The following is a 17304-nucleotide window of genomic DNA, read 5'->3' on the forward strand; positions in this document are numbered from 1 at the left end:
AGGTTCAAATGGCTTATACTCCTATGATGCAGCAGTATTTAGATTTAAAAGAAAAAAATCCAGACTGCATCCTCTTTTTTCGTTTAGGAGATTTTTACGAAATGTTTTTTGAGGATGCAAAAGTAGCTTCTCGCGAATTGGAGATTGTAATGACGAAAAGAGACTGCGGGGATAATCAAAAATGTCCTATGTGCGGTGTGCCTCATCATGTTGCTGATATTTATATTTCAAAATTAGTTTCCAAAGGCTATAAAGTTGCAATCTGCGAGCAGATGGAAGATCCGAAACTTGCCAAAGGGCTTTTAAAAAGGGATATTATTCGAATCATTACTCCAGGTACCGTTATTAATTCAGAATCCATTGATCATGATTTAAATAATTATTTAATGAGCCTTGTGAACATTGATGGGATATACGGCATATCCTATTGTGATATCACCACTGGAGAGATCCAATTCACAGAAATTCCTTCTAGTGCTAATCAAGGCAATGATATAGAAAACGAAATTACTAGAATTCAGCCGGTTGAGATTATTTACGATGAAGAAAATATAGACGAGAGCACAATCCAACACTTAAAAAATCAATACCAAATAACTTTTACCAAAAACACATTAGCAGTATCCGAGAATCCCCTTAAAGATCTGGAAAATTATTTTTCAGTCGACGGTTTAAGAGTATATCAAAATAAAATTACAGGTCTGTCAGCGTTAAATTATATCTTAAGATTTGTTTATAAATACCAAGAAGATAAGCTTCTCCATCTCAAGAATCCTCGATATTATGAATATAAAGAGTATCTTGATATTGATGCGCACAGCATAGTAAATCTTGAAATCTTAAAAAATTTATATACAAAAACTAAAAAGGGTTCTCTTTTTGATGTATTGGATAAAACACAAACATCTATGGGATCACGATTATTAAGATCGTATCTTGAGCGGCCTTTAATGAATCGAGAAACTATATTATATCGACAGCAATATGTAGAAGCCTTTTATAATAGTCAGGAACTAAATGGAAATCTTCAAGAAATTTTAAAAGATATTTATGATTTGGAGAGAATTATTGGTAAATTAGCTTATTCTAAAGCTAATGGGAGAGATCTGCTATCTTTAAAAAATTCAATCTTTTTACTGCCTCAGCTTAAAGAACTTCTTATTCACTCAGAGACCACAGTATTAGAGAACACTGGAAATCAAATTGATACTTTAGAAGATCTATATCAGTTGATACATGCATCTATAGTTGAAGAACCGCCTATTAATATAACGGAAGGAAATTTAATCAAAGACGGCTTCAATAAAAAGTTAGATAAAATTCGAAATAATAAAGTAGAAGGACAAAAAAGGCTGATCGAATTTGAACAAAGGGAAAAGAACCGACTGAATATTAAGAATTTAAAAATTGTTTTTAATAAAAAACTTGGATATTTTATCGATATAACAAAGAGCCATTTGTCAAAAGTACCTGAAGAGTATATAAAAAAACAGACATTAACAAATTCTGACCGATTTATAACTTCTGAACTTTTAGAAATTCAGAGTATGATTTTAGATTCTGAAAATGAGATCTCAGAGCTTGAATATAGCATCTTTAATTCAATTCGAGAAGAAGTTTTAGACAAAATGGATAGAATTAAACAAACATCTCAAATTATTTCCTTCTTAGATGTTGCTAGTTGTTTAGCTTTTATTTCCAAGAAAAATAATTATACAACACCCCAATTGAATAATGTGGGTATTATGGATATTGTAGACAGCCGCCACCCGGTCGTAGAGCAAAGCATTGGAAAAGAAAACTTTATAGCCAATAATATTACCATAGGCAATGGAAGAGATAATATTCAGATAATCACCGGTCCTAATATGAGCGGTAAATCAACCTATTTAAGACAGATCGCTTTGGTCGTCGTAATGGCTCAAATCGGATCTTTTGTTCCATGCGAAACGGCAAATATATCCATTGTCGATAAAATATTTACTCGTATCGGGGCATCAGACAATTTATACAGCGGCGAGTCTACATTCATGGTTGAAATGAATGAAATGAGCAATATTCTTCGAAATGCAACTACAGATAGTCTGCTTATTTTAGATGAAGTCGGCAGAGGTACTAGCACCTTCGACGGTTTAAGTATAGCCTGGTCCATCTTAGAATATATTTCAAAAAATATAAAAGCAAAGACACTCTTTGCTACACATTATCACGAATTGACAGAATTAGAACATGTATTAAAAAATGTGGTAAATTTAAAAATACAAATCGAAGAATATAAAGACGATATTATCTTCTTAAGAAAGATCATTAAAGGAAAATCAGACAAGAGTTATGGGATCGAGGTTGCAAAACTAGCAGGGCTTCCTCCAGTGATAATAAAGCGTGCGAAAGAACTGCTAAATAAAATTGAAGAAAAAGAATTTACAAAAAACGATAAAAATTCAAATAATATTCAAACTATCAGCGAAAATCAAATGGACTTCAATAAAGTTAAAGAGCTGAGGTTTATTGAAGAAATAGTAGATGTAGATATTCATAATTTAACACCGCTTCAAGCTATGGATAAATTAAATTCGCTAATAGAGAAAGCAAAAACGATAGGGGGTGAGTAATTCATGATCGAGCTATTATCTTCAGAGACGATACAAAAAATTGCTGCAGGAGAAGTAATCGAGCGGCCGGGATCTATCGTAAAAGAGTTGGTTGAAAACTCTATAGATGCGAAAGCAGATTCCATTACTGTTGAAATTAAAGATGGAGGCAAGTCCTTTATACAAATCATAGATAATGGTTCCGGCATCCATAAAGATGATCTGTTGATGGCTTTTAAGAGGCATGCTACATCGAAACTTAAGGAATTCGATGATCTATATCAAATTTATTCTTTAGGTTTTCGTGGAGAAGCATTAGCAAGTGTTGCTGCCGCCGCTGATGTTAGCATCAAAACAAAAACAGAAAATGAAACAGCGGGCGCCTTCTTAAATATTCATAACGGTATTTTTTCAGCTATAACACCGATTGCGATGAATAGGGGAACTGTACTTACAATAACCAACCTTTTTGAGAGTATTCCTGTTCGAAAAAAATTCCTTCGAAAAGACAGTACGGAAGCAAATATTATCACAAATATGATGTATCGTTTTGCCCTTTCGAATACTAATATCAGTTTCAAATATATTAAAGATAATCGAGTTGTTTTTGAAACTGTACAAGGAAGTCTAAAAGAAAATCTTCGTGAATTGTTCGACAGTTCTCTAGTTGATAATATGGTGGAGATTAATATAAAAAACAAAAACTATCATTTTTCTGGATTAACTTCAAATAATAACTATTATCGAGGAAATCGAGGATTACAATATCTTTTTATAAATGGCAGATATGTAGAAAACAAAGATATACAGCGGGCTGTTGAAGACAATTACACGAGCGTAATACCCAATGGAAAATATCCGGTATTTCAGCTTTTCTTAGAAATTTCTCCTTCTTTAATTGATGTTAATATTCACCCGAATAAACAAAAAGTAAAAATCAATATTATCGATGATATATTAAGAGATATCAAAGAAGAATTTGCTAAACAGCTTAAATCAGGTATTGAAATTCCCGGTATTGATATAAGGAAAAAAGCCCCTGAGGTTAAAAGATTAGAAAATATTGCTGCAGATCAAGAAAAAGAAATTATTGAAAAAGTATACGGAAAAAAAGATTCCTTAACAAAAGACAGTTATAATTTATTCAAACCTAATCATCAGATAAACGATAAAAAAATAGAAAGAATCCTCCCCTTAGAAGAAAATCAAGAACTTTTGATAGAGGATACAAAAATAATTTCAAAGCCCTTAGTGAAAAAATTTCATGTGGAAGAAAAAGAAATCCCTTATTCTTCCTCTCAGATTAATTTTCATCAAGATGAAACAGAAGATAAACGCCTAGAGAAACCTGCCTTTCCAAAATTGGATAACTGTACAATTATAACTGTACTATACGATACTTATATTTTATTTAAGGAAACAGGCAAAGAAAATCTGTATCTCCTAGATCAGCATGCAGCTCATGAAAGAATTCTATTTGAAAAATTTACTGAAAATTATAAGAATAATAGCATTTCTTCCCAACAATTGATTTCACCTGTAATTCTTACTATGAAAGAAGATGAAATCAGAGCCTTTGAAGAGAATAGAAGTATATTTGAAAGGCTAGGGTATGAACTGGATCTTTTCGATGACTCTCATTTAATTTTAAGGGCTTTCCCAGTAGTTTTAGGAAACATCGAAGGGGAGAAGCTGCTTATTGAAATATTTGATTCTTTTGGAGGCAGTGATAAAGACATTGATTCCCTTCGAAATAAAATTATAATGAAATCTTGCAAAGCTGCAGTGAAAGCAGGCGATCATCTTTCTGCTCTTGAAATAGAATCATTATTAAAACAGCTTTCTGCAGCAGAATACCCCTTTACTTGCCCCCATGGGAGGCCTACATTGATTCAAATTACAAAAACAGATATTGAAAAAATATTCAGCAGGATAAAATAATGAAAAAAGCAATTATTATTGTAGGTCCAACAGCAGTTGGAAAAACAAAATTAAGTATAGAGTTAGCAAAAGTATTAAACAGTGAAATCATATCTGCAGATTCTATGCAGATTTATAGGGGAATGGATATTGGAACAGCAAAAGTAAAGGAAAATGAAAAAGAAGGGATTAAACATCATCTTATAGATGTTATAGATCCCGATCAGAATTTTTCTGTAAATGATTTTCAAGAAAAAGCATTTACTATTATAGAGCATCTAAATAAAAAAAATATAATCCCAATTATAGCTGGCGGAACAGGTTTATATATAAATTCTCTAGCCTATAAGCTCCATTTTCAAAAGACAAAAGCTGACACAGGTATTCGAAAAAAATGGAATAAAAAAGCAGAGCAATATGGTCTTTCCTATGTTTATGATCATCTAAAAAAAATTGACCCAGATTCCGCAAAAAGAATTGATTCAAGAAATGCCCATCGCATAATAAGGGCTATAGAAGTATATGAATCAAGCGGAAGGCCCATGTCAACGGAATATAATAAAGAATTATCCGAGAATGACAGTTATGATTTTATAATGATCGGCTTAAATACAGATCGCGAAACTCTTTATGAACGTATTAACCAACGAGTAGATCTGATGTTGGAAGAAGGTTTAATTGAAGAAACTCAACAATTAATAAGAAGATACGACCCGAATTCTCATGGATTTAAAGCGATCGGTTATCGTGAAGCAATTGATTATTTATACGGTAAAACCACCAAGGACGAAATGATCCATTTGATAAAAAGAAATAGTCGAAGATATGCTAAACGACAGCTTACATGGTTTCGAAGAGATAGACGCATTATATGGTTCGATTTAGTTAAAGATTATGAACATAACTATAAAAAAATAGAAAATCTGATTAAATAAAAAGTAGGTAATATTTTGGATAAAGAATGGCTAGATTTATATAATATAGAAAATGATATCTATGAAGAAGTAAAAGAAATCGATAAATCAATAAAAAAAGACTTTTACTTATTAGATGAAATAGAAGAATATAATACTTTTAAGGTTTTGAATGCATTTCATGAGGAAAAATTATCCTCTACGGATTTTAAAGGAACTACCGGTTACGGATATGGCGACGACGGAAGAGATAAAGCTGAAAGAATATTTGCTCGAATATTTAAATCGGAAGATGCGCTTGTCCGCCCTAGTATAGCATCGGGTACTCATGCCTTAGCATTATGTTTAAACGGCATACTGCTTCCTGGAGACCATCTGCTGTCTATTTCAGGTACTCCATATGATACAATGCAGCAGGTTATAGGAATCACAGGAGACGAGCCCTGTACTCTAATAGAACAGGGGATAGAGTATTCTGAAGTTCCATTAAACGGGAATAAACTTCAAGGGGATAAGATTCTTAAAGAGGTCAGAACTAATACGAAACTATTGTTAATTCAAAGATCGACAGGCTATAGTCTTCGTTCTGCAATATCTTTAGAAGATATGGAAAAAATAATTGGAATAATTAAAGAGAAATATCCGAATATTATTATTATGGTAGACAACTGCTATGGAGAATTTACTCAAAAAAAAGAACCTATTGAAATTGGAGCCGATCTTTGTGCAGGTTCATTAATTAAAAATTTAAGCGGCGGCATCGCCGTTTCTGGCGGTTATATTGTGAGCTCGCATAAAATCATTCAAAGAATTGCCAATCGTCTTACTGCACCAGGACTAGGAAAAGAAGTAGGTCTCTCTTTCAATACGACACGATTAACTCTTCAAGGTCTGTATTTTGCACCAAAAGTTGTCATGGAAGCGATGAAAGGCAGCAAGCTGTTTGCACTCGCTTTTCATAAAAAAGGCTATAAAACAATACCAGATATCCATGAAGAAAGATACGATATTATACAAGCAATAATATTAAAGGAACCTGAAAAAGTTATTCAATTTTGTCAATCTATTCAAAAAGCAGCTTCAGTAGACTCATATGTTTCGCCTCAGCCTTGGCCAATGCCTGGTTATGAGAATGAAATTATAATGGCATCTGGCAGCTTTATTGACGGGTCGTCTATCGAACTAAGTGCCGATGGCCCGCTAAGAGAACCGTACTGTGTATACTACCAGGGGGGATTGTCTTATTATCAATGCAAATTGGCATTAATGATGGTTCTGCAGAATCTAAAAAACAATAATTTATTATAAAAAAACGGCGGGAGAGAATTCTACTCCAGCCGTTTTTTTATAATATTGTAAATTCTATCGGATATCACTTCTATATAATCCAACAACCTTACCAAGTATTTCCACATCTTTTACTAATATTGGATACATACTAGAATTCTCCGGACGAAGCTCTATATGGTCGCTATGTTTATAAAATCTCTTTACCGTTGCCGATTCATCCATCATTGCTACAACGATGTCGCCATTGTTGGCAGTGTTTTGTTTTCTTACAATAATCTTATCCCCGTTTAATATCCCTGCTTCGATCATTGATTCACCTTGAACCGTTAATATAAATAAGGTTCCTTTTGAAGATAGTTCTAAAGGCAGGGGGAAGGTATCCTCAATATTTTCTATAGCGAGTATCGGCATCCCTGCAGTAACTTTTCCAACAATGGGAACGTCGAAAGTATCTTTTTTATTTACTTCATCATCGAATTCATTATCAATAATTTCTAAGGCCCTGTTCTTTTGCGGATCTCGTCGAAGATAACCTTTTTCTTCTAATTTCAAAATATTGCTGTGAACAGTAGATGTAGAATTTATATTTAACCCTTCGCAAATTTCTCTAATTGCAGGAGGATAGCCTCGATATTTTATTTGTCTTTTAATAAAGGTAAATATATCTATCTGACGTTGATTTAAATCATCATACATAAAATTTCCTCCTATCTAGGATATTTATTATCGTTAATTACTTTAACATTATTGTAACATAGAAGGGTTTTATTCGCAAACAATAGTTCGAAATCAATCCTTGACACGATACATATGTTCGTTTATAATTTAAGAAACAGAACAAATGTATCGAACGTTTAGACTATATGGAGGATTTAAAATGAGATTACGTGTAGTAAATAAAACAAGATTTTCAATATTTATTATAGTTTTATTGAGTATTTTATTTTTAACAATGGGATCTTTATTTTTCCAAATAAAATCATACGGTTTAGAAAATAATGAAGATCAAAAATTATATACAGTGGCTTATGGAGACACATTATGGAAAATAGCAGAAGAATACAAATTCGAAAATATAGATACAAGAGACTATATCGCGAATATTAAGCGTTTAAACAACATGAAAAAGGCGGCTGTTATGCCAGGAGAACAATTGATATTACCTTCTGAAAACTAAATCATATTAAAAAAAGATAGCTATATGAAAAGTATAAGACTTTTTCAGCTATCTTTTTTACTGCTTTTAATATTTAAGGGATTTTTGCTTACTGCAGAGCGAAGACCTTCATCATCTAAATGGGTATAAATTTGTGTTGTTGAAACGGATTCGTGACCTAATATTTCTTGAAGAATTCGTATATCAACTTCACCGTACTTGAACATAAGTGTCGCTGCAGTGTGTCTTAATTTGTGAGTAGAATATATGTTTGTGTCAAATCCTGCAATTTTTAAATAGTGTTCGACTCTATGCTGTATAGCTCGAGTACTCAATCGGCTCTTTCGCATACTTAAAAATAATGCAGGCTCATTCTGCACGTCAGGTCTGATTCGCAAATAATCAGTTATTGCTTCCATAGAAGCCTCATTCAAATAGATTGTTCTTTCTTTATCGCCTTTTCCAACAACTTGGAGAGTATTATTAGCTCGAATTTTATCTATATTGATGCTGGCTAATTCTGACAACCGGAGTCCGCAATTGAGGAAAAGGACTAATATCGCTCGATCTCTTGTTCGAAAGATCTCATTTTTCGTGGTTTCTACGGATTGTATAAGCTGTATAGACTCGTCTAATGTGAGATATACTGGATTTCTAGAGCTTTTCGCAGGGGTGTCTAATAGTTCTGCTGGATTGATCTTCATAATTTTTCGTATATTTACTACATATTTAAAGAATGATTTAATAGAAGCTATTTTACGAGCTCTCGTTGAAGTTGAATTATGAGCAACTCGATCTAAGAATGTCATATAGGCATGAATATCTTTTAATGTAATATGCACTAATTCATCCGTCTTGAAATTCAAAATAGAAATTTCTTTAAGAGTTTCGGCATTTACAGTGATAGAATTTTTTGAAGCCGTGATGAATTTTAAAAAATTTGAAATATCATAAGTATATTCTGTAATCGTTCCGTTAGATCTTCCTTTAATGGTGGAAAGATACTCCACATAGTCATTGAGAATGGTAGGGTTCATGTTTTTTTGTCCTTTTTTAGTTTTTGATATATTTTCTATCTATTTTGTCACAAAACTATAATTTTGTGACTATTATTATTTTACTAAAGAGAGCTGTTTAAGTCAAATTTTCTTAAACAGCTCTCTTTATGTGTCTCCCCCGACTTATATTCTATGCATTTTGGTCTTCTAGGTCTTTTATGAATCGCTTAATACGCTTAAAACCTTTTTCGATGATCTCATCGCTTGTTGCATATGATACCCTTATATAATCATCATTACCAAATACAAAACCTGGCAAAAGCGCTACCTCATAATCCGAAAGTAAAATATTCGCCGCGTCAAATGAAGTTTCTATAGGTTTTGATTTATAATGTCGACCTTTTATATGGCTAATGTCAATAAATGCATAAAAAGCCCCTTTTGGGTCCACTACAGACAATAATGGAGTTTTTTCAATTAATTCTTTTATTAAATTTCTTCTTCGAATAAAATGTTTAATCATTTCGGCTTTTGAACCGTCATCATCCTTTAAAGCAGTTAAACCAGCATATTGTGAAATACTTGAAGGGTTGGATGTCATATGAGATTGAAAACTGCTCATAGCTTCTATTATATCTGCATTCGCAGCACAGTAGCCTAACCGCCAACCTGTCATAGCATAAGATTTAGAAAAACCAGAAACGGTTATTGTTAAATTTTTAATATCTTCGTTAAATTTCGCAATACTTATATGTCTTCCTTCATAAACCAAATCTTCATAAATTTCATCAGATAGGACTAGTACATTATTATCCACCGCCCATTCAGCAATTTTTCTTAATTCATCTTCTGTGTAAACTATCCCTAAAGGATTGGATGGATTGTTAATTATTAAACATTTAGTATTTTTTGTCTTATTTTGATCTAATAGTTCTACTGTGATTTTGAAATCATTATCCTTGTTTGTATCTACAATAACAGGAGTTCCATCGCCGATCTTTACCATTTCAGGGTAACTCAGCCAATAAGGTGAAGGTATAATAACTTCGTCTCCTGGATTTAATATACTCATTAGTGCTGTAACTATCGTTTGCTTAGCACCTGTAGATACTATGATATTTTCATTACTATATTCTAAGCCATTAAAATCTTTAAATTTTTTACATATCTCAGATTTTAATTCAGGTATACCTGAAGCAGCAGTATATCGGGTTTTACCTTCATTGATAGCTTTGATAGCACCTTCTTTAATATATTGAGGTGTTTCAAAATCAGGTTCCCCTACTGTAAAATTAACTAGATCAATTCCCTCTTTAATCATTTCTTTTGCTTTTGCGCTAATTGCCAATGTTAGCGAGGGGGCAATATTATTTCCCTTTTCAGATATATACATTTATAGTCCCTTCTTTCTTAGTTGATGCAAATGAATTATAGGTTCTAAGGCTTTATAATTCATCCCATAGTGTCCTAATAACATTTTACCATTATATACTTTACCGTGACAATCAGAACCAGATGTTTTTAATAAATGATATTTATCTGCTAAATGAATATAATAAACAACATCTTGGTATTGGTGTTTTGAATTAACAACTTCCAAGCCGTCTATACCCATTTTAATAATATCAATGACTGTATTTTCATCTTTAATAGTTTTTGGATGGGCCAAAATACTGACCGCTTTATTATCTCGAATAATACGAAGTATTTCTTTCACATCCATAGCTTTTTTATCAACGTAAGCAGGTTTTCCGGGATTTAAATATTTTTGGAATGATTCCTTTAACGATTCTGTATAACCTTTTTCCGCTAAAAGTTCTCCAATATGGCTTCGGCTTAATATTTTTCCTTTTGATTTTCTTTCAACTTCTTCATAAGTAATAGAAAAACCTAAATCCGACAATAATAAGACTGTTTTATGAATTCTACGATTTCGATCTTCTTGTAGTTTCACAGTTAAATCAAGGAGTTCCTTATCATAAGTATCTATAAAATAGGCTAAAATATGTACTTCTTCGTTTTTATAAGTCAATCCAAATTCTATACCGGGAATAAAAAATTCATCGTGTTTCGAATTTAAGTAATATTCTAAATTATCATGATCTGTAATAGAACCCTTCATATCTTCGTTTTTTAATTTAGAAAATATCTCAGATGGAGATAAACATCCATCTGAGTTAGTACTATGTATATGCATATCAAACATAAAAATTACCTCCAAAAAAAAGAAAATGCACCAAAAATTAATTTAGGTGCATTTAATGGATTATTTAGCATACTCTACTGCTCGGGTTTCTCGAATTACATTTACTTTGATTTGCCCTGGATATTCTAATTGATTTTCTATTTCGTTAGCGATATCTCTTGCTAATAGTATAGATTTATTTTCATCAATATTATCAGGCTGAACCATAATACGCAATTCTCTACCTGCCTGCATAGCGAATGAAGTATCAACCCCGTCGAAAGAATTTGCGATTGTTTCTAAATTCTCAAGACGTTTTATATAGTTCTCCAAGGACTCTCTTCGAGCTCCTGGTCTTGCTGCGGAAATAGCATCCGCTGCTTGAACTAAAACAGCTTCTACAGAATTTGGTGCAACATCTCCATGATGGGATTCAATACAGTTAATAACTTCAGGTTTCTCCTTGTAGCGCTTCGCTGCATTTACTCCTAATTCAACATGAGGACCTTCAATTTCATGATCAATTGCCTTTCCGATATCATGGAGAAGACCGCCGCGTTTTGCTAATCGGACATCGGCACCTAATTCAGCTGCGATCATACCTGCAAGATTTGCAACTTCTATAGAATGTTTTAAGACATTTTGACCATAACTTGTTCGATATCTTAGTTTTCCGAGAAGTTTTATAATTTCTGGATGAACACCGTGAACATTTGCTTCATCACAAGCATTTTCACCCTCTTTGCGTATAGTAGCATCTACTTCTGCTTTCGCTTTGCCATACATGTCTTCTATACGTGATGGATGAATTCTTCCATCGGCAATCAGCTTTTCTAAGGTTATTCTTGCAATTTCTCTTCTAACAGGATCAAAGGCAGACAAAACAACTGCTTCTGGTGTATCATCAATGATCAAGTCCACTCCGGTCATCGTCTCGAATACACGAATATTACGCCCTTCACGGCCGATAATTCTGCCTTTCATTTCATCGTTTGGCAGATTTACAACTGTTACAGTAGCTTCTATTACATTATCAGCTGCATATCTTTGGATTGTTGTAGAAATAATTTCCCTTGCATATTCTTCAGCACGATCCTTAGTTTTAGCTTCAATTTCCTTAATAATAGATGCTTGTTCCTGAACTGTTTCTTCCCGTACATTTTCAAGCAAAATTCCCTTTGCTTCATCTGTAGTTAGGTTTGCTACTTTTTCAAGTTCTTGCAATTGCTGGTCTATAATTTCTTGAATCTTCGCTTCTTTTGCTTCCACTTTTTTGATTTCGTTGTTTAATCGTTCTGTTTTCCGATCTAAGGAATCGCTTTTTTTCTCTATATTCAGTTCCTTTTGAACGATACGATCTTCAAGTTTCTTAATTTCTCTACGCTGCTCTTTGTTTTCACTTTCTTGATCAGAACGCAATTTAAGAATTTCACCTTTAGCTTCTACTAAAAGTTCTTTCTTTCGGGAATCAGCTTCTTTTTCAGCATCTTCCAAAATTCTCGCAGAGTATTCTTCAGCGGATGAAATTTGTTTTTCAGCGGAGTTCTTTCGCAATATATAGCCAATTACAAGACCTATTGCCAGTGTAATGATTGCTACGATTATTGTAATGTAGTTAATATCAATACACCTCCTTTACTCAATATTCAATTTTCAAAATACATTTAATTATTAAAATTTTGATAAATTTACTATTTTATTTTATAATGATTTGTTACTAATGTCAAGTGAACGAGGTTTCACAGAAGATGAAGAATCCCCATTAAATTGGTTGATTTCAACATTTGAATGGTCCTCTTCTTTCTGAACTCTGTAACTATTTTCTGCCATAGCAGCTAAATGCTCATCATGAGAAATCAGTATTATCTGACGTTCAAAATCTAATGAGATTTTTTTCAAAAAATCTGCTACATTATAAATATAATCCATACTCACATGTTTTGCCGGTTCATCTAATATTAACGGTCCTTCTATACGAGGTCTGTATTTGAGTAGAAATGCAATTCTAAGGGACAAGGAAACTATGTCAACTACGCCTCCCCCTCTGGAATCAAGTATGCCGTAAGGCTGTTCAATCCCTTCTTCGGATATATAAAATTCTGCAGAAGATCGATTGCGCATTTCTTTAAGTTGAACCACAAATTGAAGGGGCTTTTCAAAAATTAATGATAAACAATTGGATACAATAGTTTCTATCTGCTCTTTCGATTGCTGTCTAGCATAATCCGACGTAATCTTAAAAAGAGAGTCAACTTTAGTTAATTGATCAATTACTGTATCAATTTCTTTGATTTTATTCTCTGTAGAACTGATTAATTTTAAAATCTGTTCTTGCCTTCCTAAAGCTTGTATATATTTTTCTTCTTTTTTTTGATAAAGGGTCTTTACTGATAAAATCCTATCTCTATTATTCATGGCTTTCTCGAGGAAGTAAATTATCCGCTTCTGTTAACAATCTTTCAATTTCTATTTTTAAAATTTCAATTTCTTGATCAATATTTTCTGGATCTATATTGTATTCTTTAAATTGCAAAAGAAGATCTTCTTTTTGCTTATTTAAAGACTCAAGTTTCGTTTCAGCTCTCGTTCTTTCTGTTTTTGCCTTATCTAATTCTTTTTTTAACTGGCTTAGTTTCATATCATAATCCATAGTCGTCCCTCATTTCATTAACAATCGATTCTCTATGTTTGCTGTCGATCCGGCTTTTGCAGTACGGACATGCAGTTATATTTTTAAGTATATCTTCATAGCTTGCAATCATCTTATGGATGGAATTGTTTAGACCGTTAATTTCTGTTAAGATATTTTCTTGATTTTTATTTAACACATGATACCAGTCTCGCAATTGAATATATGTTTTTAATTTTTCTGTCATATTGTTAGTATTCTCTGTTATAGATTCAATTGCTTTTAGATTTTCATAACGTTCTAGATAGATATTTCCATTTTTTATTCTCGATGAAAGTATTGTATTGTCTTTATAAAAACGATCTAACTTTTGATATCTCGATAGTTTATCTTCTATTTGATTCTCGACATCATTTATTTTTTTGATGTTGATATTATTAACAAGTCTTTGAGATTTTTGAATGTTTTTCGATAACGAAGTCCACTTCAGTGCAAATTGTTTCAGACGATAATAGTTTTTGATATACTGCTCTAAATCAAGAATTGATTTTTCAGTTTTCTCCAGATGATTTGTTTTTGTGATGGTATTTGTTAAAAATCTTTCTTCTTTTTCAAGGATTTCCTTATTTTTGGACATTCTGCTTAATAGTTTAAGATGATTGATACTTGGAATTGCAGATTCTAATACATTTTCTAATTCTGATATATTCTTTAATCGAGATAATTCATTTTCAGTATTTTTTATTTCTTGAACTATAGAAAGATATCTTTGATTTACGATAGATAGTTTATCTAAACGATTTTCAAGAAATTCTGCTTTATCTATAATTGTTTTAATTTTTATAAGATTTTCTTTTTCTTCTTTTAAATACTCATATTGAGAAAGTTCTTCTTTCTGCAGTTTAAGAAGACTTTCTTGAGCCTTAAGATTATTTTTTTCTTCGTAAATTTCTTTGCTGAGATTGGAAGAAGCTTTATCTATAATATCAGTTCCAGCAAGTATACCAATAGCAGTAGATTTCACAGAAGGAGCCTCTGTAATAAGAAAAGGACTCTCAAGCTGATCTGCTATACTTACTATTATATTCTGATTGTTGATGCTGAGTTTATGAATTTCAGCTGCTTCTTCAATATCTTGAGGCACATTATGGCCAAAACCTTCATACCGCTCTTCTTTGTCATCTTTTTTCAGTATATAATAATTTTTTTTCTTGCTTCTTCCTCGTTCAATAATTGTATTATCGTTAAAATATAAAACAACCTTCGCATATTCTTCGCCCCTTTTTATAAAGGAAGAACCAGAAGGCTCATTAAATAATACCCACTTGATTGCTCGTATAATAGCTGTTTTACCGCTGTCTGATGGCCCTACTATAACATTTACACCGTCGCTTAGATACAAGTCTGTATAACTATGGGATTGGAAATTAACAATTTCTATTCTACTTATTTTTTTCATCATTAAATTCAGCCTCGGCAAGTCGTTCTAATGCCATATCTAATATGGGCTTAGGGATATTTTCATTTTTAGAGATGTCCATAAGCATATCCTTTATATCATAATTATCTATGTCTATATTTTGACGCATAAGTAATTTGAAATTTTCTAAATTAGATCGTTTTAGTTCTGAATCATCTCTTTTTATATTTAAAATTTCACTGCCCGGTTTAGCTGTTTTTAAAGGTAACAGTCTGCAGCTTACCTCTTCTTTATTTACTTCAATAATAGCTACTTGAGGTATTCTTTTTCTTTCGGGTTTAGAACTGCTTATCCGCACTAAACTCCCCGGGTTTACAAATAGAGTATTATTGTATTTGATTTTCCCATATCCAGTGTGATAATGTCCAGATAAAACAATGTCGATATTGTCGTCTTGAACTTCTTCAATTAGACTATAGGCTATCGATTCGATAAATGGTTTTTCTAAAAGCATGCTGTGTATGATCAATATATGTTTGTCTATATCTTCCAGTCTTTTTGGATGATATAGATTTTTTTCTTCACTGTCGATATTATAAACATAAGGACTTCCGCTAATTTGAATCTTTAAATCTTTATCTTTCACAATAATAGGTTCATCTTTACGAATGATATGAAATACATCTAATTCAGAAAGCAATCCAAGCATCGATCTACCTAATGTATTTGGATTGTGACCATAAATATCGTGATTACCGCTGATAATAAAAGTAGGCTTTTCAAATTTTTGAAAAAGCGTGCCAAATTCTCCGACAGTCCGAATCGCAACGTCAGGCCGGTCGAACAAATCTCCTCCATGAATATAAAAATCTACCTCTTCTTTGATACCGATATTATTAACCTCTTTGATTTTTTCTTTCAATGTATCCTCAAATCTGTCAAGTCTGGAAACAGGAGAATTTCCTCTAATATGGGTATCTGTAAAAAACAAAAATTTCATTTTATAATGAAAAAATTGAGGATATTATTCCTCAATTATTTCAGTTTCCTCTATAACAGTATCTACATCACTATCCCCTGATTTGATTTCAGTTTCTTCGACTACATCAAAAAAACCTTCTTCATATTTAAAATTATGATGATCGTAAATACGTTTAAGAATTTCATTTTTTATAATTGGATTTTCATCGAGGAAATCTTTTGATTTTTCACGACCTTGTCCGATCTTATCATCTTTGTAGCTGTACCAAGCTCCAGATTTTTTAATAATATCTGCATCTACTGCTACATCTAAAATCGTACCTGTCTTAGAAATCCCTTCGCCATACATTATATCGAACTCTACTTGTCTAAAAGGAGGAGCAACTTTGTTTTTAACAATCTTGATACGAGTTCTGTTTCCTTTAACCGTATCTCCCTCTTTGATCTGCTCTGCACGTCGGATCTCCATTCGAACACTAGCATAGAATTTTAGCGCTCTTCCTCCTGTTGTTACCTCAGGATTTCCAAACATGACTCCTACTTTTTCTCTAAGCTGATTAATAAATACTAATGTACAATTAGATTTTGCAATTACACCCGCTAGTTTACGAAGTGCTTGACTCATCAGCCTTGCTTGAAGTCCAATATGAGAATCCCCCATATCTCCTTCGATTTCAGCTCTTGGTACGAGGGCTGCTACAGAGTCTACAACAATAATTTCTAAAGCACTGCTTCGGATTAACGATTCTGCTATTTCTAATGCCTGCTCGCCTGTGTCCGGCTGAGAGATAATTAAATTATCAATGTCTACACCTAGTTTCTCTGCGTACTGAGCATCTAGTGCATGTTCAGCATCGATAAAAGCAGCTAATCCATTTCTTTTCTGTGCTTCTGCAATAATATGAAGAGCAAGAGTCGTCTTTCCTGAAGATTCAGGGCCGTATATTTCGATGATACGGCCTTTTGGTATACCTCCGACTCCTAAAGCAATATCTAGATTCATTGCCCCTGTGGGTATTGCTTCTATGTTGATCTTGGGAGCATCTCCCATTCTCATGACAGAACCTTTTCCGAATTGTTTTTCTATTTTAGAAAAGGCATCATCTAAAGCCCTTTGTTTTTGTTCCATTTCTTTAGAATTTTTCATATAAACATCCTTCCTCATTCTTTAGAACTTATGTTCTTGATTTGATTGTATAATAAAGCTTTGATTCTGTCAA

Annotated in this window: 15 protein-coding genes; 5 read left to right on the top strand and 10 right to left on the bottom strand. The window is 32.6% G+C overall.

The window, feature by feature from the left end; genetic code table 11:
* The first annotated feature begins 8 nt into the window (after nucleotides 1-8).
* Genes mutS through ACTQ46_RS00745 form a run of 4 tightly spaced genes read left to right on the top strand, consistent with a single transcriptional unit; the run spans nucleotide 9 to nucleotide 6733 of the window.
* A complete protein-coding gene (gene mutS / locus ACTQ46_RS00730) occupies nucleotides 9-2612 on the top strand; it encodes a DNA mismatch repair protein MutS (RefSeq protein ID WP_441746660.1) in 2604 nt (867 codons plus the stop codon).
* A gap of 3 nt (nucleotides 2613-2615) precedes the next feature.
* Nucleotides 2616-4532, top strand: coding sequence for a DNA mismatch repair endonuclease MutL (mutL, locus tag ACTQ46_RS00735; protein WP_441746661.1), 1917 nt, complete (start codon nucleotides 2616-2618; stop codon nucleotides 4530-4532).
* Nucleotides 4529-5446 carry a tRNA (adenosine(37)-N6)-dimethylallyltransferase MiaA gene (gene miaA / locus ACTQ46_RS00740; protein WP_441746779.1) on the top strand — a complete coding sequence of 306 codons (918 nt, stop codon included), beginning with the start codon at nucleotides 4529-4531 and terminating at the stop codon, nucleotides 5444-5446. The genes mutL and miaA overlap by 4 nt, the downstream gene beginning before the upstream one ends.
* 15 nt (nucleotides 5447-5461) lie before the next feature.
* Nucleotides 5462-6733, top strand: a complete 1272-nt coding sequence (locus ACTQ46_RS00745) for a methionine gamma-lyase family protein (RefSeq protein ID WP_441746663.1) — start codon at nucleotides 5462-5464, stop codon at nucleotides 6731-6733.
* Nucleotides 6734-6787: 54 nt separating this feature from the next.
* On the opposite strand, the gene lexA is transcribed toward ACTQ46_RS00745, so the two are convergent.
* The gene (gene lexA / locus ACTQ46_RS00750; protein WP_441746665.1) at nucleotides 6788-7411 is read right to left on the bottom strand and encodes a transcriptional repressor LexA; all 624 of its coding nucleotides are present in this window, start codon (nucleotides 7409-7411) and stop codon (nucleotides 6788-6790) included.
* 181 nt (nucleotides 7412-7592) lie between these two features.
* Between lexA and yneA the strand changes: the two genes are divergently transcribed.
* Nucleotides 7593-7892: a cell division suppressor protein YneA gene (gene yneA / locus ACTQ46_RS00755; protein WP_441746667.1), complete on the top strand. Its 300-nt coding sequence runs from the start codon at nucleotides 7593-7595 to the stop codon at nucleotides 7890-7892.
* Nucleotides 7893-7936: 44 nt separating this feature from the next.
* Here yneA and ACTQ46_RS00760 read toward each other — a convergent pair whose 3' ends face one another.
* The 9 genes from ACTQ46_RS00760 to recA all read right to left on the bottom strand — a co-directional run bounded on the left by ACTQ46_RS00760 (nucleotide 7937) and on the right by recA (nucleotide 17231).
* Nucleotides 7937-8908, bottom strand: a complete 972-nt coding sequence (locus ACTQ46_RS00760; protein WP_441746669.1) for a tyrosine recombinase XerC — start codon at nucleotides 8906-8908, stop codon at nucleotides 7937-7939.
* A gap of 151 nt (nucleotides 8909-9059) precedes the next feature.
* Nucleotides 9060-10262, bottom strand: coding sequence for a pyridoxal phosphate-dependent aminotransferase (locus ACTQ46_RS00765; RefSeq protein WP_441746671.1), 1203 nt, complete (start codon nucleotides 10260-10262; stop codon nucleotides 9060-9062).
* Complete coding sequence (locus ACTQ46_RS00770; RefSeq protein ID WP_441746673.1) at nucleotides 10263-11075, bottom strand: PHP domain-containing protein; 813 nt, start codon at nucleotides 11073-11075, stop codon at nucleotides 10263-10265.
* Between the two features lie 60 nt (nucleotides 11076-11135).
* Entirely contained in the window at nucleotides 11136-12674 is a 1539-nt protein-coding gene (gene rny, locus ACTQ46_RS00775; protein ID WP_441746781.1) for a ribonuclease Y, read from the bottom strand.
* A gap of 81 nt (nucleotides 12675-12755) precedes the next feature.
* A complete protein-coding gene (locus ACTQ46_RS00780) occupies nucleotides 12756-13469 on the bottom strand; it encodes an AAA family ATPase (RefSeq protein ID WP_441746675.1) in 714 nt (237 codons plus the stop codon).
* Nucleotides 13462-13704 (bottom strand): hypothetical protein, encoded by a 243-nt coding sequence (locus tag ACTQ46_RS00785; RefSeq protein WP_441746677.1) that lies wholly within the window; start codon nucleotides 13702-13704, stop codon nucleotides 13462-13464. Before ACTQ46_RS00785 ends, ACTQ46_RS00780 begins: the two co-directional genes overlap by 8 nt.
* Entirely contained in the window at nucleotides 13694-15145 is a 1452-nt protein-coding gene (locus ACTQ46_RS00790; RefSeq protein WP_441746679.1) for an AAA family ATPase, read from the bottom strand. Before ACTQ46_RS00790 ends, ACTQ46_RS00785 begins: the two co-directional genes overlap by 11 nt.
* Entirely contained in the window at nucleotides 15126-16103 is a 978-nt protein-coding gene (locus ACTQ46_RS00795) for a metallophosphoesterase family protein (RefSeq protein WP_441746681.1), read from the bottom strand. The genes ACTQ46_RS00790 and ACTQ46_RS00795 overlap by 20 nt, the downstream gene beginning before the upstream one ends.
* A gap of 24 nt (nucleotides 16104-16127) precedes the next feature.
* Nucleotides 16128-17231 (bottom strand): recombinase RecA, encoded by a 1104-nt coding sequence (gene recA / locus ACTQ46_RS00800; protein ID WP_441746682.1) that lies wholly within the window; start codon nucleotides 17229-17231, stop codon nucleotides 16128-16130.
* Between the last annotated feature and the right edge of the window lie 73 nt (nucleotides 17232-17304).

It is taken from the genome of Gallicola sp. Sow4_E12, from assembly GCF_052116305.1.
GTDB lineage: Bacteria > Bacillota > Clostridia > Tissierellales > Peptoniphilaceae > JBQKLI01.